The 19,062-nt window shown below is 73.7% G+C and carries 13 protein-coding genes; 7 read left to right on the forward strand and 6 right to left on the reverse strand.

Going from position 1 to position 19,062, the window contains the following annotated elements; all coding sequences use genetic code 11:
* The 3 genes from Dfulv_RS31075 to Dfulv_RS31085 all read left to right on the forward strand — a co-directional run bounded on the left by Dfulv_RS31075 (window position 1) and on the right by Dfulv_RS31085 (window position 6,235).
* On the forward strand, window positions 1–2,652 hold the full coding sequence (locus tag Dfulv_RS31075) for a bifunctional acetate--CoA ligase family protein/GNAT family N-acetyltransferase (RefSeq protein WP_259857353.1): 2,652 nt from the start codon (window positions 1–3) through the stop codon (window positions 2,650–2,652).
* A gap of 97 nt (window positions 2,653–2,749) precedes the next feature.
* A complete protein-coding gene (locus Dfulv_RS31080) occupies window positions 2,750–3,604 on the forward strand; it encodes a universal stress protein (RefSeq protein WP_259857354.1) in 855 nt (284 codons plus the stop codon).
* 120 nt (window positions 3,605–3,724) lie between these two features.
* Window positions 3,725–6,235, forward strand: coding sequence for a cation-translocating P-type ATPase (locus Dfulv_RS31085; protein WP_259857355.1), 2,511 nt, complete (start codon window positions 3,725–3,727; stop codon window positions 6,233–6,235).
* Between the two features lie 76 nt (window positions 6,236–6,311).
* On the opposite strand, the gene Dfulv_RS31090 is transcribed toward Dfulv_RS31085, so the two are convergent.
* On the reverse strand, window positions 6,312–7,007 hold the full coding sequence (locus tag Dfulv_RS31090; RefSeq protein WP_259857356.1) for a CBS domain-containing protein: 696 nt from the start codon (window positions 7,005–7,007) through the stop codon (window positions 6,312–6,314).
* A 305-nt stretch (window positions 7,008–7,312) separates the two neighbouring features.
* On the opposite strand from Dfulv_RS31090, the gene Dfulv_RS31095 reads away from it, so the two are divergent.
* Window positions 7,313–7,633 (forward strand): HPF/RaiA family ribosome-associated protein, encoded by a 321-nt coding sequence (locus tag Dfulv_RS31095; RefSeq protein ID WP_259857357.1) that lies wholly within the window; start codon window positions 7,313–7,315, stop codon window positions 7,631–7,633.
* 182 nt (window positions 7,634–7,815) lie between these two features.
* Window positions 7,816–9,165, forward strand: a complete 1,350-nt coding sequence (locus Dfulv_RS31100; RefSeq protein WP_259857358.1) for a molybdopterin molybdotransferase MoeA — start codon at window positions 7,816–7,818, stop codon at window positions 9,163–9,165.
* Window positions 9,166–9,193: 28 nt separating this feature from the next.
* Here Dfulv_RS31100 and Dfulv_RS31105 read toward each other — a convergent pair whose 3' ends face one another.
* From Dfulv_RS31105 to adhE, 4 genes are all read right to left on the reverse strand, one after another.
* On the reverse strand, window positions 9,194–10,159 hold the full coding sequence (locus Dfulv_RS31105) for an Acg family FMN-binding oxidoreductase (protein ID WP_259857359.1): 966 nt from the start codon (window positions 10,157–10,159) through the stop codon (window positions 9,194–9,196).
* A complete protein-coding gene (locus tag Dfulv_RS31110) occupies window positions 10,156–12,528 on the reverse strand; it encodes a phosphoketolase family protein (RefSeq protein WP_259857360.1) in 2,373 nt (790 codons plus the stop codon). The genes Dfulv_RS31105 and Dfulv_RS31110 overlap by 4 nt, the downstream gene beginning before the upstream one ends.
* A gap of 131 nt (window positions 12,529–12,659) precedes the next feature.
* Window positions 12,660–13,682 (reverse strand): Acg family FMN-binding oxidoreductase, encoded by a 1,023-nt coding sequence (locus tag Dfulv_RS31115; protein WP_259857361.1) that lies wholly within the window; start codon window positions 13,680–13,682, stop codon window positions 12,660–12,662.
* Window positions 13,683–13,753: 71 nt separating this feature from the next.
* Window positions 13,754–16,396 carry a bifunctional acetaldehyde-CoA/alcohol dehydrogenase gene (gene adhE, locus Dfulv_RS31120; protein ID WP_259857362.1) on the reverse strand — a complete coding sequence of 881 codons (2,643 nt, stop codon included), beginning with the start codon at window positions 16,394–16,396 and terminating at the stop codon, window positions 13,754–13,756.
* 240 nt (window positions 16,397–16,636) lie between these two features.
* Here adhE and Dfulv_RS31125 point away from each other — a divergent pair, with 240 nt between their 5' ends.
* Both Dfulv_RS31125 and Dfulv_RS31130 read left to right on the forward strand, forming a co-directional pair.
* Window positions 16,637–17,653, forward strand: a complete 1,017-nt coding sequence (locus Dfulv_RS31125; protein ID WP_259857363.1) for an Acg family FMN-binding oxidoreductase — start codon at window positions 16,637–16,639, stop codon at window positions 17,651–17,653.
* Window positions 17,654–17,704: 51 nt separating this feature from the next.
* Complete coding sequence (locus Dfulv_RS31130) at window positions 17,705–18,106, forward strand: hypothetical protein (RefSeq protein ID WP_259857364.1); 402 nt, start codon at window positions 17,705–17,707, stop codon at window positions 18,104–18,106.
* On the opposite strand, the gene Dfulv_RS31135 is transcribed toward Dfulv_RS31130, so the two are convergent.
* Window positions 18,087–19,052, reverse strand: coding sequence for a universal stress protein (locus Dfulv_RS31135; protein WP_259857365.1), 966 nt, complete (start codon window positions 19,050–19,052; stop codon window positions 18,087–18,089). The two genes, Dfulv_RS31130 and Dfulv_RS31135, sit on opposite strands and share 20 nt — an antisense overlap.
* Window positions 19,053–19,062: the final 10 nt, after the last annotated feature.

Genomic DNA, 19,062 nt, shown 5'->3' on the forward strand with positions numbered 1-19,062 from the left:
GTGGACTGCCTGACGATGGACGGCAGGGTCGTTCGGGTCCGGACGATCCTGCCGGAGGACACGCCGGCGCTGCTCGCCCTGCACCGGCGGCTCTCCCCGGACAGCCGGTACCTGAGGTTCTTCAGCGCCGGCGCGGCGCTGGACGCGGAGGTCCACCGCCTCACCCGGCCGTCGGGGCCGGACCGTGTCAGCCTCCTCGTCGAGGAGGGCGACGACGTCCTCGCCGCCGGCTCGTACGAACGGGTCGACGCGACGCACGCCGACTTCGCGCTCGTGGTCGACGACGACCACCACGGCGAGGGCCTGGGCACACTGTTGCTCGAGCACCTCACGGCCGCGGCCCGGCGGGTGGGCATCACCGAACTGATCGGCGACGTGCTGGCGAACAACGCCGCCATGCTGCAGGTGAGCGGAGACCTCGCCCCGGGCGTCGCCCGCCGGCTCAGCGGCGACACCGGGACGGTCCAGGTGCGGGTGCCGACGCTGCCGGACGAGGCCGCCCTGACCGCGGTCGGCGTCCGGGACCGCACCGCGGCGCACCACTCGTTGCGGCCCCTGCTGACGCCCGCCTCGGTCGCGGTCATCGGTGCGGGGCGGCGTCCCGGCGGGATCGGCCACGAGGTACTGGCCGCGTTGCGTGCCGGTGGATACACCGGTGCGCTGTACCCGGTGAACCCGCACGCCCAGGAGGTGCGCGGGCTCGTCGCCCACCCGACCGTGGCCGCGACCGGCGCCGTCGTCGACCTCGCCGTCATCGCCGTTCCGGCCGCTGCGGTCCCCGACGTGGTGCGGCAGTGCTGCGCGGCGGGCGTGCGGGCGGCGGTGGTCCTCACCGCCGGTGTCGATCCGGCGGCCCAGTCGGAGATCGTGCACCACGCGCGCCGGCACGGCATGCGGATCGTCGGCCCGAACTGCCTGGGTGTGGTCAACACCGACCCCGCCGTGCGGCTGACCGCCACCTTCGCGCCGGCACCGCCCGTCGCGGGCGGTCTGGCGGTGGCGTCGCAGTCCGGTGCGGTGGGTGTGGCGATCCTGGACGCGGCGGCGCGTTGCGGCATCGGGATCTCCAGCTTCGTCTCGCTGGGCAACAAGGCGGACGTCAGCGGCAACGACCTGCTCGCCTACTGGTACGACGACCCGGCGACCCGCGCCGTCGCCCTGTACCTGGAATCGTTCGGCAACCCGCGCCGGTTCGCCTGGGTGGCCCGGGCCATCGCCAGGCGCAAGCCGGTGCTGGCCGTCAAGAGCGGCCGCTCCGAGGGCGGGCAGCGGGCGGGTGCGTCGCACACCGCGGCCGCGGCGGCCACCGACAGCACCGTGGCGGCGCTGTTCGCGCAGGCCGGCGTGATCCGTACCGACACGCTCGGCGAACTGCTGGACACCGCCCGCGTCCTGGTCGACCAGCCGCTCGCCGCCGGTCACCGGCTGGCCGTCGTGGGCAACGCCGGTGGCCTCAACGCGCTGGCCGCCGACGCCGCCGAGACCGCGGCACTCACCGTCCCCGCGCTCTCGCCCGCCTGCGTCGAGCAGCTGGGCGTGAGCGGGGCGTCGGCCGCGAATCCGGTCGACCTCGGCGCCGAGGCCACGCCCGAGGCCCTGGCCGGCGCCATCCGGGCCGTCGCCCGGTCCGGCGAGGCGGACCTGCTGATCGTCACGTTCGTCTCGACCCGGACCAACGACTGCGCCGCGACGCTGACGGCCGTCGGGGCGGCCGTCGACGACTGCCCGCAGCTGCCGGTCGCCGTCGTCGTGGTCGGCGCTGCGGACGTGCCGAGCAGCCTCGGCGCCCGGCGCGTGCCGGTCTTCGACCTGCCGGAGCCGGCGGTGCTCGCCATGGGCCGGGCCGCGCGGTACGCGGCCTGGCGGCGGGAACCCGTCGGGGACCGTCCCGCACTGCACGACGTGGACCATGGCACCGCCCGCGGCATCGTGCAGCGGGCGCTCGCGGCCGGCGGCGGCTGGCAGCCCGCCGACGTGGCCAGGTCCCTGCTGGCCTGTTACGGCGTGCCGGTCGTGGACACCCGGATCGCCGCGGACGCCGACGAGGCGGTCCGGCTCGCCGACGCGATCTCCTATCCGGTCGCGGTGAAGGCCGCGGCACCTGAGGTCGTGCACAAGAGCGACATCGGGGCCGTCTGGCTCGGGCTCGCCGACGCGGCGGCGGTGCGCCGGGCGTACCGTGCGATCGGCATGGCGGTCGGCGCCGCACGGCCCGCGGTCACCGTGCAGCCGATGGCCGATCCGGGTGTGGAGCTGGTGGCCGGTGTGGCGCACGATCCGTTGTTCGGCTCCCTGGTCATGGTCGGCCTGGGCGGCGTGCACACGGACCTGCTCGGCGACCGGACGCTCCGGCTGTTGCCGCTGACCGACCACGACGCCTCGGCGATGTGGCGCGGGCTGCGCGGAGCGCCACTGCTGACCGGCTATCGCGGCGCGCCGCCCGCGGACACGGCGGCGCTGGAGGACCTGTTGCTGCGGCTCGGTCGTCTCGCGGAGGACTTCCCCGAGGTCGCGGAGCTCGACCTGAACCCGGTCCTCGCCGGCCCGGACGGCTGCACCGCGGTCGACGTGAAACTGCGCCTGGCCCCGGTCGGCACCGAGCCCGACCCGTACCTGCGGCACCTGCTGCGACAGGCGGCGGGCACCCCGTGAGGCAGGGACGAAAGTCCTGCCGGTTGCGATCCAACGCCCCTGTCTCGTCGACGTCACTCGTTCGAAGCTGAACTCGGGACACCTCGAGGAGGACGAGATGAACGAACAGAGGATCGTCGTCGGATACGACGGGTCGCTCGAGGCCCGCGACGCCGTCGACTGGGCCGCCGCCGAAGCGGCACGTACCGCCACGCCGTTACGGATCGTCAACGCGTACCAGTTCGCGTGGCCCGCCGCGTACTACGCGGGCGCCACGGACGCGATCGTCGCCGAGGCCGAGGAGTACGCCGAGCGCACCATCGCCGAGATCGTCGAGCACGTGCGCAAGCACCACCTCGCGGTCGACGTCACGGGCACGGCGGTCCACGCGGCGCCCGCGCTCGCCCTGCTCGACCTGGCGGAGCACGCCAAACTGCTCGTCGTCGGCAACCGCGGCGCCGGCGGCATGGCCAACCTGCTGCTGGGCTCGGTGAGCCAGCAGGTCGCGACCCATGCCCGGGTGCCGGTCACGGTCGTGCGCGGCCGGTCGAGGGCCGCCGAAGGTCCGGTGGTGGTCGGCGTCGACGGCTCCGCCTCGACCGAGGCCGCGCTCGCGCTCGCCTTCGAGGCGGCCGTGGCGCGGGGCACCGAGGTGATCGCGATCCGCGCGTACACGCCGCCGAGTCCCGTGGTCGTGCCGCCGAGCGCGGTCGAGGCGCACGAGCGCGAGACACTCGACGCGTCGCTGGCCGGATGGCGCGAGAAGTACCCGGGCGTCAAGGTCGAGGCGCTGCTGGCGGTCGGCCGCCCGGCGCAGGTGCTGATCGGGGTGTCGCACACCGCGCAGCTCGTCGTCGTCGGCAGCCGCGGCCACGGTGGATTCACCGGTCTGCTGCTCGGCTCGGTCGGCCAGCAGCTGATGCACCACGCCGAGTGCCCGATCCTGATCGCGCACGAGCCGAAGCGCAGCTGAGCATCACGACGGCGGAGGAGGCACGTGCCTCCTCCGCTGCCGTGGCGGGACACGGAAATCCCGGCTCGCGCATGACCTTCGGCCCTCGCCGCACCGATCGACCTCGGAGACCGTGGAATCATGACGACGACCCCGACGACCGTTCCCGCCGGGCTGGACGCGGCCGAGGTCGCCACGCTGCAGCACCGGCACGGCCGCAACGAGCTGCCAGCCGTCAAGCCGCCGTCCGTGGCGGCCCGCGTCGCCGCGCAGCTGCGCGATCCGCTCATCATCGTCCTGCTCGCGGCCATGGTCGTGACCGCGGTGCTGCGTGACGTGAGCGACCTCGTCGTCATCATGCTCGTCGTCGTCCTCAACACCACCGTCGGTGTCGTCCAGGAGATCCGCGCCGACCGCGCCGTGGCGGCGCTGCGGCGCATGGCCGCGCCGTTCGCCCGGGTCCGCCGCGACGGCGCCGAAACCACGATTCCGTCCGCCGAGCTCGTCCCCGGCGACGTGGTGCGCATCGAGGCCGGCGACATCGTCCCGGCCGACCTGCACGTCGTCGAAGCGGTCCGGCTCTCCGTCGACGAGGCCGCGCTCACCGGCGAGTCGATGCCGGTGACCAAGGCGGCCGGTGACGACCTGTCGGCAGGCACCGTCACCGCCACCGGCCGGGCCGTCGGGGTCGTGAGCCGCATCGGCGCCGACAGCGCCCTCGGCCGCATCGCCGCCCTGGTGTCCGGCCAGCCCAGGCGCGCGACGCCGCTGCAGCACCGCCTGGCCGGGCTGGGCAAGGTCCTGGCCGCCGTGGCGGTCGCGCTGTCCGGCGTGGTGCTCGTCGTGGGTGTGGCGCGCGGCGAACCGTTCGGCGAGATGCTGCTGGCCGCGGTCAGCCTCACCGTTGCCGCGGTGCCGGAGTCGCTGCCGGCCGTCGTGACGCTCGCGCTGGCGCTCGGCGCGCACCGGATGGCCCGCCAGGCCGCGATCGTGCGCCGCCTTCCGGCGGTGGAGACCCTCGGCTCGGTCACCGTCCTGGCGACCGACAAGACCGGCACCCTGACCGAGGGCGTCATGAGCGTCGACCGGCTGCTGCTGCCCGACCGTACCGCCGTCACCCTCACCGGGCGGGGATACGACCCGGGCGGTACCGCCGAACCGGCACCCGGCCCGGACGCACGACGGCTCGCCGAGGCGCTCGTGCTGTGCACCGACGCCGGCCTCGCCCCGCCCGACGCCGACCACGCCGCGTGGTACCCGGTCGGCGACCCGATGGAGGCCGCGCTGCTCACCGCGGCCGGGCGCTGCGGCGTCGGGCTCGACCTGCGAGGGTCGCTGCCCCGCGTCGACGAGGTGCCGTTCGACGCCGACCGGCGGCGGATGACCACCGTCCACCGCCGCCCCGGCGGCGACTACCTGGTCGTGTGCAAGGGCGCCCCCGACGTGCTGCTGGCCCAGGACGGGCCGCTGCGTATCGGCGAGGCGGACCGGCAGTGGGCGGTCGCCGTGGCGGCCGAGCTGTCCGCCGCCGGGTACCGGCTCCTCGCCGTGGCGGGGCGCCGCAGTGCCGAGCGGCCCGCCGCCGCGGACGCCGAACACGATCTGGACCTGCTCGGGCTGGCGGTGCTCGCCGATCCCGTGCGGCAGGAGGCGGCGGCCGCCGTCACGGCGTTCCACGACGCCGGTATCGAGCTCGTCCTCATCACGGGCGATCATCCGGCGACGGCCGCGGCGATCGCCGAGCGGGTCGGGCTCGCCGACGGACGGCCCCGCGTCGCCACCGGCGACGAGGCCGCGACGGCGGACCGCCACACCGTCGTCTACGCCCGGACCAGCCCGGAACAGAAGCTCACCATCATCCGCCGCCTGCAGCACGACGGCGCCGTGGTCGCGATGACCGGCGACGGCGTCAACGACGCCCCGGCGCTGCGCCGCGCCGACATCGGCGTCGCGATGGGCCGCGGCGGCACCGAGGCCGCCCGCCAGGCCGCGGACCTTGTCCTCGCCGACGACAACCTCGCGACCGTCGGCCGGGCCGTGCGGGAAGGCCGGCGCATCTACGCGAACATCCGCCGCTTCCTGGTCTACGCGCTGTCGGGCGGTGCCGCCGAGGTGCTCATCATGCTCGCCGGTCCATGGCTGGGCCTGGCGGTGCCGCTGCTGCCCGCCCAGATCCTCTGGATCAACATGATCACGCACGGGCTGCCCGGGGTCGCCCTCGGCGGCGAACCGGCCACCCCCGGCCTGATGCGCCGCCCGCCGCGCCACCCCGACGAGGCGATCCTCGGCGGCCTCATCGGACGCATCGCGCTGACCGGCACGCTCATCACCGTGATGGCGCTCGGCGCCGCGCTGTGGACCCATGAGCGCGGCGGCCCGTGGCAGAGCGTGCTGTTCGCGGTGCTCGGGCTGGCGCAACTGGGCGTGGCACTCGCCCTGCGCGCACGTGGTGGCGGGCACCGCAACTGGGGCCTGGACCTCGCGGTCGCACTGTCGCTGGCGCTGCAACTCGGCGCCCTCTGGCTCCCGCCGCTGCAGGATCTGCTCGGCACCGAGTCCCTGACCCTGCCGCAGCTCGCCGGGTGCCTGGCCGTCGCCGCCGTGCCGGGGCTCGTCACCTTCGTCACCACGCGGTTCCGTCGCGGGTCCTGATCAGAGGGCCCGTCGGAACGCCGGCCGTCCGGCAGGGCCGAAGGGCCCGCCGGACGGCCGGATCCGGAAGCGTTCTTCAGAACATCACCGGCGCCCGGTAGCTCCGTTGACGGTCCTGAGCGTCGTCGGACCGGGCGGAGAGATGGCTGACCACGTCGACGACCCCGTCGATCCGTTCGATCTGGCGCACCACCGACGGGATCAGGGAGCTGCGCTCGACCTCGCCGAGCAGCGTCACGACACCGTCGTCGACCTCGACCCGCATCTGTGACGCGTCGACGCCGACCAGTCCGTTGACGGCCTCGGCGAGGATCTCCCGGCGGAGGTCGGCGTCGGTGCGCAGGAACACCTTGAGCAGGTCACGGCGGGTGACCATGCCGACCAGGCGGCCGAGGTCGTCAACCACCGGGAGGCGCTTGAGCTCGCCGTTCTCCATGATGCGGGCGGCGGCGACCACGGACGTGGTGCCCATCACGGTGACGGCCGGCGTCGTCATCAGCTCACCGGCGGCCGTGGCGTGTGCCTTGTCGCGGGCCTGGCGGGTGTGCTTGTTCTCGAACAGCCGCAGGTGATCGTCGTCACCGGCGAACTCGATCTTGGGAACCAGGTCGGCGGAAGAGACCACGCCGACGACACGGTCGAACTTGTCGACCACCGGCACGGCGTTGATCCCATGCGCCTCCAGCAGGTCGACGATCTCCTTGAAGGGCGTGTCCTCCTGCACCGACACAGCGCCGATCGTCATCACGTCGGCAACGTTCCAGCGGCTCATCTGCGTGCCTCCTTGTCGTCTCGAACCGACGCTATGGCGGGCCGCGACGGCGCTGCAGGGTCCTACGGCACGTCTGCGGGGTGCCGTTGGACATGCCGGGTCCGGCAGGCCCGCGAAGGCGGGTCCAACGGCCCTGCCCGCCACGGACCATGCCTGCCTACGGTCGAACCGAGCACTTCCGGAGGTATCCGTGGTAGTGCTCGTGGACCCGTCGAACGGCACCGCGTGCGCGGCACCATTTCCAGCCGCCGGTGCCGGTCGGCGGGTTCGGACACCCGGTGACCGGCAACGAGAGGAGATCCGTGATGTCCCACGTGCATGACGAGGTCCAGGTCCAGGTCCAGGTCCAGGTGCGGCCGGGCATGGAGCCGGCGCTGCGGCAGTACGCGCAGGAGAAGGTCGCGGCCGCCCTGCAGCACACGGCCCGGCCGATCCTCTTCGCTCGGGTCCGGCTCGACCGGATCTCGAACCCGGCCGCGACCCGGCCGGTCACCGCCCGCGCCGAGGTCGACGTCAACGGCCGGGTCGTGCACGCCGAGGCCGCCGCCGACACCGGCTACGAGGCCGTCGACCTGCTGCAGGACCGGCTGCGCGGCCGGATCGACGCCGTCACCGAAACCGGCTGACCACACCCGCACCACCGGAACGCGCCGGCCGGGCCGGAAACGGACCGGCCGGCGCACGGTGTTCGTCAACGTTCGCCGGGTCCCGTTCCGGAAGGACCAAAGTCTCTGTTCAAGGCGCCCGACAATGGGGACTGCTGCGTTGAGGGCCGTCGCCCCCCGGTTGCCGGTGCCAGTGAGCCGGCATGACGGCCGCGTCCGGTGAACGACATGGAGGCGACGATGAGCACACCGCGCAGGGAATCCGCCGCAGCCGGGCCGCGGCGGGCCGGGGTGGGGCAACCGGCGGCAACCGGCGGACGACCGTGGTTGATGCTCGCCGTGGCGCCCTCGGCTTCGCCGTGAACTTCTGGGCCTGGGCCCTGCTCAGCCCGCTCGCGCCGCGGTTGCGCGACGCGCTGGACCTCGCCCAGCGGTGCCCGGCACCGCACGATGTCGAACAGGTCCCGGCCGCCGGTGCCGTCGGCCAGGTCCTCGCCCGGCCGGTCCGGGCGGCGGTCGCACTGCCGGGCACCGACGTCGCGGCCATGGACGGGTACGCCGTCGCCGGCACCGCGCCCTGGCGGCTCGTCGGCAAGGTGTTCGCCGGTGGTACGCCCTGGTCGGCGCCCCTCGCCCCGGGCACCGCCGTGGAGATCGCCACCGGTGCGCCGGTGCCCGCGGACGCGCGGGCGGTCGTGCCGTACGAATGCTGCCGCCGCGACGGCGACCTCGTCATGGGCCCGGCCGGCCCGAGGACGCATATCAGGACGGCCGGCGAGGACGTCCGGCCGGGTGACGAACTGGTGCCGGCCGGGCGGGTCGTGACGGCCGCCGTCCTCGGCGCCGCCGCGCAGGCCGGCGCGGACGTCCTCACCGTGTACCGGCGGCCGCGGGTGTGCGTCGTGGTCACCGGGGACGAGGTCGTCTCCGCCGGGACTCCCCTGCCGGGTCAGGTCCGCGACGCGCTCGGGCCGGCCGTGACCGCCCTGGTGTGTGACGCGGGCGGCACCGTCGTCGAGCACCGCTACCTGCCCGACACCGGCGAAGCACTGCGGGTGGCGCTCCACGGCGCGAGCGGAGCCGACGTCGTGGCCGTCACCGGCTCGTCGTCGGTCGGCGCCGCGGACCACCTGCACCGGGTGCTCGACGGGATCGACGCCCGGTGGTACGTCGACGGGGTGCGGTGCCGGCCAGGGCATCCGCAGGTGCTCGCGCAGACCGGCGACGGCCGCTGGGTCGTCGGGCTGCCGGGCAATCCGTTCGCCGGGCTGGTCGCCGCCGTCACCCTGCTGCGGCCGCTGGTCGCCGCCCTGGCCGGCCGGCCGCCGGCCGTTCGGCACCGGCTCCCGGTCGCCGGGGACGCGAGCCCCTATCCGCACGGCGTGCGGCTGGTTCCGGTCCGCGTCGGCGACGGCCACGCCACCGTCGTCCCCGGCGCCCGGCCGGCGAGCCTGCGCGCCGCCGCGCAGGCCGACGCGCTCGTGGTGATCGAACCGGACTGGACCGCCGGCGCGCCGGCCGAACTGGTCGACCTGCGTCCGGCGGTCCCGTGACGCTGTGCGGCACCCCGCTACGGTGCTGTCACTCGTCGGCGAGCTCGATCACCTGCTCGGCGGGCAGCCGCGGCGTGTGCGGCGGACCGGCGTGGTCCGCGTCGGCGATGCCCAGCCGCAGGACGAGGTACGGATAGCCGGTGTCACTGAGCATCCGGCGCAGGGCCTGCCGGGTGAAGACCAGCTCGACCGGGCTGCTCAACGGCAGCACGGTCGCACCGTGCTCGGTCGCGGCGAGCCACACCGCACTGAGCGCCTCGCCGGCGCGCAGCCAGTCGAGGGCCTCGTCGCCGTCGCCGTAGAGGACGGCGTAGGAGGCGGCGGTGTCGTGACCGGCACCGGCGGCGAGGGTGCCGCTGACCCCGAAGTCGCGCTCGGCGACGGTGGTCAGCGGCAACTCGGCCGGGATGACCGCGTCCGGCAGGCCGGTGCCGGCCGGACGGTCGCCGCCGACCCACTGCGCGGTTTCGGTGCTCATCCGTTCGTCGCCCTGCTGGGCCGCTCCCGCGTGCTCGATCATGACCGCGAGCTGCAGGACCTCGTCGCGGTGCAGCACGTGCAGGCGGGCCCCGCCCTGCCGGGCCGCGTCGACGAGTGCCTGCCGCACGCCCTGCGGCACCGGTTCGTCGCTGACGGTGCGGCGGTCGGTGTGCCGCACGTGCAGCAGCTGGAACCGCTGCATGGCGCGGGGGTCGGCCGGCTCGTGCCGTTCGACCCGGATGACGGCCAGGGGCTCGCCCGCGGGCCGCTCGACGTCGTGCAGCCAGCCTTCGGCAGCCAGCGCGACGCGGGCGTGGTGCAGCGCCGCACCGCAGCTGAGCCGCATCAGCCGGCCGTCCGGGTCCTGCTCGCGCAGCTGCCGGTCGGGCACCGCGAACAGTTCGAGCCGGTCGGCGTGCACGACCCACCGCCACGGCTGGGTGTTGTGGATCGACGGCGCCAGCCGGGCGGCGTCCGCCGCCCGGGCCAGTGCCTCTCTCGCCGTGTCCGTCACCCGCGCTCCGCCCAGTCGCCGAGGGACCAGTCACGGACGTCGGGCATGTCCTCGAGGTGCTCGACGACGTAGGTTTCGTGTTCGGCCAGCTTCTGCTCGCACCACGCCTTGAGGTCGGAGGCACCGCGCGGCAGCCGCTTGGCGTTGTTGATGGCGTCCATCACCAGGTGGTATCGCGACACGCGGTTGCGCACGGTCATGTCGAACGGGGTCGTGGTGGTGCCCTCTTCGACGAAGCCGCGCACGCGGAAGCGGTCGGCGTCCGGCCGGCCGTGCACCAGTTGGTGAACCGCGCCCGGGTAGCCGTGGAAGGCGAAGACCACGTCCACCGTGTCAGTGAACAGCTCGGTGAACCGGGTGGCGCTCATCCCGTGCGGGTGATCCTTGGGCCGGATCAGGCCCATCAGGTCGACGACGTTGACCACCCGCACCCGGAACTTCGGCAGCCGCTCCCGCAGGATCCGCGCGGCGGCGACGGTCTCCATGGTGACCACGTCGCCGGCGCAGGCCAGGACGATGTCCGGATCGGTGGTGCCGTTGTCGGTGCCGGCCCACTCCCAGACCCCGGCGCCGGCGGTGCAGTGCTCGACCGCCTCGTCCATGGACAGCCACTGCAGCTGCGGCTGCTTGTCGATCACGATGAGGTTGATGTACGAGCGGGACCGCAGGCAGTGGTCGGCGACGGAGAGCAGGCAGTTGGCGTCCGGCGGCAGGTACACCCGGGCGACGTCGCCGCGCTGGGTGAGCACGACCTGGATGAGGCCCGGGCCCTGGTGGGAGAAGCCGTTGTGGTCGTTGCGCCAGGCCGTCGAGGTGAGCAGCACGTTGAGGCTGGGGACCTTCGCCCGCCACGGCAGCCGCTTGGCCTCCTGCAGCCACTTGCCGTGCTGCACGGTCTGCGACGCCGACACCATCGCGAACGCCTCGTAGGTGGCGAACATGCCGTGCCGGCCGGTGAGGGTGTAGCCCTCCAGCCAGCCGTGGCAGTTGTGCTCGGACAGCACCTCCATGACCCGCCCGTCCCGGCCGATGGCCACGTCGGCGTCGGTGACCCGCTCGGCGAAGGCGCGGTCGGAGACCTCGAACACCGCACCGAGGCGGTTGCTGTTGGTCTCGTCGGGGCAGAACAGCCGGAACCGGTCCGGGTTGCCGCTGTAGACGTCGCGCAGCAGCTCGCCGAGCTTGCGGGTCGACTCGGCCCGGGAGGCACCGGCGGCGGTGACGTCGACGGCGTACTTGCGGAAGTCGGGGATGTCCAGGTCCCGGGTCAGCACCCCGCCGTTGGCGTGCGGGCTGGCGCTCATCCGCAGGTCGCCGTCGGGGGCCAGGGCACGGACCAGGTCCACCGGTGCGCCGGAGCCGTCGAACAGCTCCTCCGGCCGGTACGACCGCAGCCACTGCTCCAGGAGCGCCAGGTGCTCCGGGTTGTCCTTCACCCCGGCCAGCGGGACCTGGTGCGAGCGCCACGTGCCGGTCACCTGCACCCCGTCGACCTGCTCGGGACCGGTCCAGCCCTTCGGGGACCGCAGGACGATCATCGGCCAGCGGGGGCGTGCACCGTCCCATTCGCCGGCGCGGGCCGACTGCTGGATCGCCCGGATCTTTTCCCAGGCCTCGGCGAGTGCCGCGGCGAAGCGGTGGTGCATGCCGGGCAGGTCCGCACCCTCGACCTCGATCACCTCGTAGCCGTGGCCTTCCAGCAGCGAGCGGACCTCGGCCGGGTCCTTGCGCGCCAGGACGGTCGGACCGGCGATCTTCGCGCCGTTGAGGTGCAGGATCGGCAGGACGGCCCCGTCGCGGACCGGGTTGAGGAACGAGATGCCCTTCCAGGAGCCTTCCAGCGGACCGGTCTCGGCCTCGCCGTCACCGACGACGGCGATGCTGAGCAAGTCCGGGTTGTCCATCACCGAGCCGAACGCGTGCACCAGCACGTAACCGAGCTCGCCGCCCTCGTGGATCGAGCCGGGCGTGGTCACCGAGACGTGGCTGGGGATGCCGCCGGGGCTGGAGAACTGCCGGAACAACCGCAGCATGCCGGCCTCGTCCTGGGACACGTCGGGGTAGATCTCGCTGTAGGTGCCCTCCAGGTAGCCGGCCGCGACCAGCGCCGGCCCGCCGTGGCCCGGCCCCGCGAGGTAGATCGCCTGCTGCCCGGTCAGCTTGATGAGCCGCGACACGTGGGCGTAGACGAACGACAGGCCGGGGCTCGTGCCCCAGTGCCCGAGCAGGCGAGGCTTGATGTCACCGGGCTCGAGCGGACGGCGCAACAGCGGGTTGCCCTGCAGGTAGATCTGCCCGATCGTCAAGTAGTTGTTGGCCCGCCACCAGGCATCCAGCCGCGCGACGTCCTCGTCGCTCAGCTGCCTCACCTGGGCTTCCGTGACTTCCGTGACTGTGGTCACCGGGACCTTCCTTCCTGTGGACAAGGAATCGCGTGAGCCGGGCGCGCCAACCTGAGGCTACGCCGCGGACCGGGATGAATGGGTGGCTTATGTGACCTTCACTCACATTTCCGATGCCCGCAAGCCGACACCCCGTCAGCCCTGCCGGGCAGGCCGACCGTGTCGGTGCCGGAGCGCCGGATGGTCGCCGGCACCGGCGCGGCACCCTCGACCGGGACACCGATGCGCATGGCGATCGCCGGGTTGCCGACGCCGCCGAGCAGCCGGCGCAGCGCCTGCCGCACCGGCAGGACCTCGACGACCTCGCTGATCGGCGACGCCGCGAGGCCACGGGCGGTCAGCGTGAGCCACACGTCCGACAGCGCCTCACCGGCGGCGACCCAGTCGGCCGGTTCGTCGGCGTCGGTGGCGAGGACGACGTAGACGGTGCCGCGATCCGTTCCCGAGCCGGGGTCGAGCACGGCCGGCGCCGCGATGTTGAGGTCCCGCGGTGCGATGGTACGGCGTCCGCCGTCGACGGTGCTGCGCGCCGAGACGCCGTCGCGATCGTCCCTGCCACGGGTCGTCCACGCCAGGACGTCGTCGCGGAACCGGGCGTCGCCGTGCTCGACCTCGCCCGCGTGGGCGACGGCCGACGCGAACGCCGTCACCTGGTCCTCCCGCACCACGTGCAGGTGCACCCGGTGCCGCTCCGCAGCGACCCGCAGGTCGTCCAGCACGCCGTCGCCGGGCCGGATGTCGCTGAACGGGCGGCGGTCGGTACGCCGCTGGTAGATCGCCCGGTACAGCAGGCTGTCGGCGGGGCATCGCGGTCCCTGCCGGATCCAGGCCACGAATTCCGGCCGCTCCTCGTCGGGCAGCCGGTCGATGTCGGCGGCGAATCCGGCCGCCTGCAGCGCGACGGTGGCGTGGTGCAGGGCGGCACCGCAGCTGAGCAGCAGCAGCCGGCCCTCCGGGTCGAGCCCCGTCAGCTGCCGGGACCGGTCGGACCACAGCTCGGCGTGGTTGCCCGCGAGCCGCCACCGCCACGGCTGGGTGTTGAGGATCGACGGCGCGCGCAGTGCCGTGATCGACGCCTCCGCCAGCAGGTCGATCGCCGCGCGCTGGTTCTGGGTTGTCATGGCGGGCTCCCTCATCGGTGGCGATGCCTTCACGGTCGCCGAAGGTGCCGACCGGCCGGCAGGGCCGGTGGTCACGCCTTCGCGGGACCTTCGGCGCCGTAGTAGGCGGTGCGCATGATCTCGCGCAGGTCGGCGAGCATCGGCATGCGCGGGTTCGCCGGGGCGCACTGGTCGAGGTAGGCGTTCATCGCCTGCTGCGGCAGGGCGTCGAGGAACTCCTGCTCGTCGACGCCGACCGCCTGGAACGAGGGCTCGATGCCGACCTCGGCACGCAGCCGTTCGACCGCGGCGGCGTACGACTCGACCCCCTGCTCGGGCGTGTCGGCGGGCAGGCCGAGCATGCGGGCGATCTCCTGAAAGCGCTGCGGCGCGACGTAGCGCTCGTACTTCGGCCACGCGGTCAGCTTCGCCGGCACCGTGCCGTTGTGGCGGACGACGTGCGGCAGCAGGATCGCGTTGGTGCGTCCGTGAGCGATGTGAAACGTGGCACCCAGGGTGTGCGCGAGGGCGTGCACCATGCCGAGGAAGGCGTTGCCGAACGCCATGCCGGCGATCGAGCCCGCGTTGTGCATCTTCTCCCGGGCGACCGGGTCGGCGGCGCCGCGGTGCACGGCCGCGGGCAGGTACTCGAAGATCAGTTTGATCGCGTGCAGGGCCAGGCCGTCGGTGTAGTCGTTGGCGTACACCGACACGTACGCCTCGGTGGCGTGGGTGAGCGCGTCGAAGCCGCTGTCGGCGGTCACGTTCGGCGGCAGGTCGGCGGTGAGGGCCGGGTCGACGATCGCGACGCTCGGGGTGAGCGCGTAGTCGGCCAGCGGGTACTTCATGCCGGTCGTCGTGTCGGTGATGACCGCGAACGGGGTGATCTCGGCCCCGGTGCCGGAGGTCGTGGGGATGCAGACGAGCCGTGCGAGCCGGCCCAGGTTCGGGAAGGTGAACGCCCGCTTGCGGATGTCGAAGAACTTCTCCCGCATGTCGGCGAACTCGGTGCCCGGGTGTTCGTACAGCAGCCACATGACCTTCGCCGCGTCCATCGGCGACCCGCCGCCGAGAGCGATGACGGTGTCCGGCCGGAACGAGCGCATGAGTTCGGCGCCCCGCTCCACGGTGGCCATGCTGGGCTCGGGTTCGACGTTGTCGAGGATCTGCACGGTCACCGGGTTGGCGCTGCGGCGCAGCACGCCACGGATGCGGTCGACGTAGCCGAGCCGCGTCATGGTGGCGTCGGTGACGATGCTGACCCGGTGCACGTCGGGCATGTCGGCGAGGTACCGGATCGCGTTGGGCTCGAAGTAGATCTTCGGCGGCACCTTGAACCACTGCAGGTTGTTGGTGCGCCGACCCACCCGCTTGATGTTGAGCAGGTTGACCGCGGAGACGTTGCCCGAGACCGAGTTCCGCCCGTAGCTGCCGCACCCCAGGGTGAGCGAGGGCAGGAAGGCGTTGTAGACGTCGCCGATGCCGCCCTGCGACGCCGGCGAGTTCCAGATGATCCGCACGGCCTTCACCCGCTGCCCGAACGCCTCCGCGGTCGGCGCGTCGGCGGTGTGGATGACGGCGCTGTGCCCGAGGCCGTCGAGCTCGACCATCTGCTCGGCGAGACGGAACCCCTCTTCGCGGGTGCCCGCACGGAGCACGGCGAGCACCGGGCACAGCTTCTCGCGGGTCAGCGGTTCCTGCGGGCCGACGCCGCCCACCGGGACCAGGATGACCGAGGTACCGTCGGGCACGCTGAAGCCGGCCCGCTCGGCGATCCAGTTCGCGGTACGGCCCACGACGTCGGGGTTGAGCTTCCCTTCCGCGCCGAAGACGAACCGCTCCAGCAGGCCCTTCTCCACCGCCGTCGCGACGTGGGCGTGCAACCGCTCGAACTGGCCGAGGGCCTCCTCCGCGACGGCGTCGTCGAGGATCACCGCCTGCTCGGACGCGCAGATCATGCCGTTGTCGAAGGTCTTGGACACCACGATGTCGTGCACCGCCCGCACGACATCGGCGGTGCGCTCGATGTAGGCGGGCACGTTGCCCGGGCCAACGCCGAGCGCGGGCTTGCCGGCCGAGTACGCGGCACGGACCATGCCGCCGCCACCGGTGGCCAGGATCACCGCCACCCCGGGATGGTGCATGAGCGCCTGCGTCGCCCCGATCGACGGCTCCTCGATCCACTGGATGCAGTGCCGCGGCGCACCGGCGGCGATCGCCGCGTCCCGCACGACACAGGCGGCCTCGGCGCTGCACCGCTGGGCGGACGGATGGAAGGCGAAGACGACCGGGTTGCGGGTCTTGAGCGCGATGAGCGCCTTGAACACGGTCGTCGACGTCGGGTTCGTCACGGGTGTCACGGCGCACACGACACCGACCGGCTCGGCGATCTCGACGATGCCGTTGATGTCGTCCCGGGCCACGACGCCCACGCTGCGCAGTCCGGCCAGGCTGTGTGCGATGTGCTCGGAGGCGAAGACGTTCTTGACCGCCTTGTCCTCGAACACGCCCCGGCCGGTCTCCTCGATCGCCAGCTCCGCGAGGCGCCCGTGCTGGCTCAGCGCCGCCACGGAGGCCTTCTTCACGATGCGGTCGATCTGCTCCTGATCCAGGGCGGCGTATTCGTCCAGCGCCAGCGCCGCCCGGCGCACCAGCCGGTCGATCGCGGTTGCCGGCTCCTCCACGGTCACCTCGAGCACCACGGGCGACGGGGTGAGCGTCCCGGTCACCGTCATCACATCCCTTCTCGGGGGCGGCACGGACCGGTCCGGTCCACACCCGCATCCTTTCGCCGGGCGGCTGCCGGTCCCAGTGCCCGACGTCCCTACCGGCGATGACGAAGGTCCCGGGCCGGCCGGCGCGAAGCCGCCACAGGGGCCGAAGGTCCTGCCGCGGCGGGCCTGCCGCCTCTCGCCGCTCCCGGGGTCGGAGGCGTCAACTGATGACAGGCCGCAGCACGGGAAAAGGGAGCTGTGATGAACGACCGGTTGCCGGAACGGACCATCGCGGCATGCCTGAACGCCGCCGTCGCCGCGCCCTCGATCCACAACACCCAGCCGTGGTTGTTCCGGCCCGGCGGCGGCGCCGTCGAGGTGCTCCCGGACCCGGCCCGCGGCCTGACGGTCATCGACCCGGATCACCGTGCGATGTACATCAGCGTCGGCGCCGCCGTGTGCAACCTGCGCCTCGCACTGGCCGCCGAGGGCTGGACCTCCCGGCTGCTCGCCCCGGTCGGTGCGGCCTCGGCGAGCTGGGTCGTGCCCGGTCCGCGCCGGGAGCCCGGCACCGGCGTGCAGGCCCTGGCCGGCGCGATCGCCCGCCGGCGGACCAACCGCGAACCGTTCGAGGACGCGGCCGTGCCGGCGGACCTGCTCGACACCCTGCGCGCCGCCGCGCACGCGCCCGCCGTCCGGCTGGTCGTGCTCGACCCGGTGCGCCGAGGCGCCGTCCTCGCGCTCGCCCAGGCCGCCGACAGCCGGCAGCGCACCGACCCGGCGTACCGCTGCGAGCTCGCGGCCTGGACCGGCACCGACGGCACCCGCCGTGACGGGGTCACGGCCGCCACGTTCGGTCCCAGGGCCACGACGGCGACGCTGCCCCAGCGCGACTTCGGGCTGCAGTTGCCCACGGTCGAACGCGCCGCCGCCCGCTTCGAGTTCCATCCCCAACTGGTCGTGCTGTACAGCCGGGGCGACACACACGCCGACTGGCTGCGGTCCGGCCACGCCCTGCAACGGGTACTCCTCACCGCGACCGTGCTCGGCATCGCGGTGCAGCCGATGACGCAGGCGCTGGAGGTACCGGCGTTCCGCGCCTTCCTCACCGATCCTTCAGGACGCTGGCACGCCCAGATGATCCTGCGCATCGGCTACGGCCACCCGGTCCACGCCGGCCCCCGCCGGCCGCTGCGCGACGTCCTGATGCGGGAACCGGGCATGCCGGTGCTGCCACGGACGACCGCGTTCAGCCGCGCACCGGCCGTCGTCCCGTGACCCGATCACGTACCGGAGGTACACGATGCGCGCACGCCGCCTGGTCGTCGAATGAGCCCGCGGCCTCCGCAGCGCTCCGGAGGATTCGGCAACCGTGCCGTGCTCCGGCTGCTGCACACACCGCTGCACCGGCTGCTGAGCCGCCACGTGTGCGAGCTCGACTACTTCGGCCGGATCAGCGGCGTGCGCCGGCGCGTGCCGGTGGAGTACGTGCGGACCGGCGACCGCCTCGTCGTCCTCGCGGCGCGCGCTGCGGGCAAACGCTGGTGGCGTAACTTCACCGGCGCGGGGTGGCCGCTGCGGGTGACCCTCGCCGGCGAGCGGTACCGTGCGCACGCCGTCGCGCTCGGTCCGGACGACGCCGGCCACGCGGACGCCCTCTCGGCGTACGGCACGCACCGCCGGCCACCGCGCGACGACGACCGCCTGGTGGTCATCCGGCTGCTGCGGTGACCGGACCGACGCTTGCTGGCCGCGGTGACGAGGATGCGCATCGTTGACCTCTCCGTCCGTTGTGCGGTCCCGGCCGCGGGGGGACGACCGCCACGGGGCAGGTGGCGTTGCGGACCAGCACGTCCGGGGCCGGGCTCAGCCCGGCGGGCCGGGTGCCGTGTTCATGCGCTCCCACCACGACCAGCGACGCCCCGGTGGCCGCGTCGAGCAGGCGCGCGGCCGGGTCGACACCCTCCAGCACGTCGAGGGCGACCGGCACGTCGGCGAACACGGCCCGCCAGTCGCTGAGCGCCTCGCCGAGCAGGCGTCGCAGCTGGGCGTCGTCCGGCCGGTCGTTCCCGTCGTCGTGGCGGGAGGTGCCGGTGGGTACCCGGACGGAACAGACCCGCAGGACCGAACCGTGGCGGCGTGCCGCGTCGAACGCGTAGGCGATCAACGGCGCGCTCGGCGCCGCCGCGGCGTCGAGGCCGAGCACCACCGGACGGTCGCTCACACCGGCCGCGCCGGGGCCGACGACCACCACCGGGCAGGAGACGTACGTCATGAGGTGTGCGGTGACAGCGCCGAGGTGCGCGCGCTGGAACGGTGCGGAAGGCAGCGCTGTGCCGAGGCCGTGCCGCCCGACGACGACCATGTCGGCGGAGCGCGACGCTCTGACCAGTGCCGGGCCGGGCGCCCGCTCGACGATCGTCACGCGGACGTCGAGGCCCGGTTGCCGGAGTCGCAGGTCGTCCCGCGCGGCCTCGAGCAGCCGCAGCGCCCCTGCCCGGGCGTCGTCGACCAGGTCGGGCAGCAGCATCTCCGTGTACGTGGCGTGGTCCATCAGCGCGTGGACGAGATGGACGGTGCCGCCGTCGGCGGCTGCCTCGTCCGCCGCGTACCGCACCGCGGCCCATGCGCCGGACGAGCCGTCGAACCCGGCGACGATCCTGCTGCGCGGTGTCATCTGGACCTCC

Origin of the sequence: Dactylosporangium fulvum (assembly GCF_025137375.1) — a bacterium.
In the GTDB taxonomy this organism is placed as follows: domain Bacteria; phylum Actinomycetota; class Actinomycetes; order Mycobacteriales; family Micromonosporaceae; genus Dactylosporangium; species Dactylosporangium fulvum.

Excerpts from the sequence above, each read along its gene's own strand:
- Dfulv_RS31080 (WP_259857354.1), top strand. The coding sequence starts at position 2,750 with ATGAACGAACAGAGGATCGTCGTCGGATACGACGGGTCGCTCGAGGCC.
- Dfulv_RS31085 (WP_259857355.1), top strand. The coding sequence starts at position 3,725 with ATGACGACGACCCCGACGACCGTTCCCGCCGGGCTGGACGCGGCCGAG.
- Dfulv_RS31090 (WP_259857356.1), bottom strand. The coding sequence starts at position 7,007 with ATGAGCCGCTGGAACGTTGCCGACGTGATGACGATCGGCGCTGTGTCG.
- Dfulv_RS31095 (WP_259857357.1), top strand. The coding sequence starts at position 7,313 with ATGTCCCACGTGCATGACGAGGTCCAGGTCCAGGTCCAGGTCCAGGTG.
- Dfulv_RS31100 (WP_259857358.1), top strand. The coding sequence starts at position 7,816 with ATGACGGCCGCGTCCGGTGAACGACATGGAGGCGACGATGAGCACACC.
- Dfulv_RS31115 (WP_259857361.1), bottom strand. The coding sequence starts at position 13,682 with ATGACAACCCAGAACCAGCGCGCGGCGATCGACCTGCTGGCGGAGGCG.
- adhE (WP_259857362.1), bottom strand. The coding sequence starts at position 16,396 with ATGACGGTGACCGGGACGCTCACCCCGTCGCCCGTGGTGCTCGAGGTG.
- Dfulv_RS31125 (WP_259857363.1), top strand. The coding sequence starts at position 16,637 with ATGAACGACCGGTTGCCGGAACGGACCATCGCGGCATGCCTGAACGCC.
- Dfulv_RS31130 (WP_259857364.1), top strand. The coding sequence starts at position 17,705 with ATGAGCCCGCGGCCTCCGCAGCGCTCCGGAGGATTCGGCAACCGTGCC.
- Dfulv_RS31135 (WP_259857365.1), bottom strand. The coding sequence starts at position 19,052 with ATGACACCGCGCAGCAGGATCGTCGCCGGGTTCGACGGCTCGTCCGGC.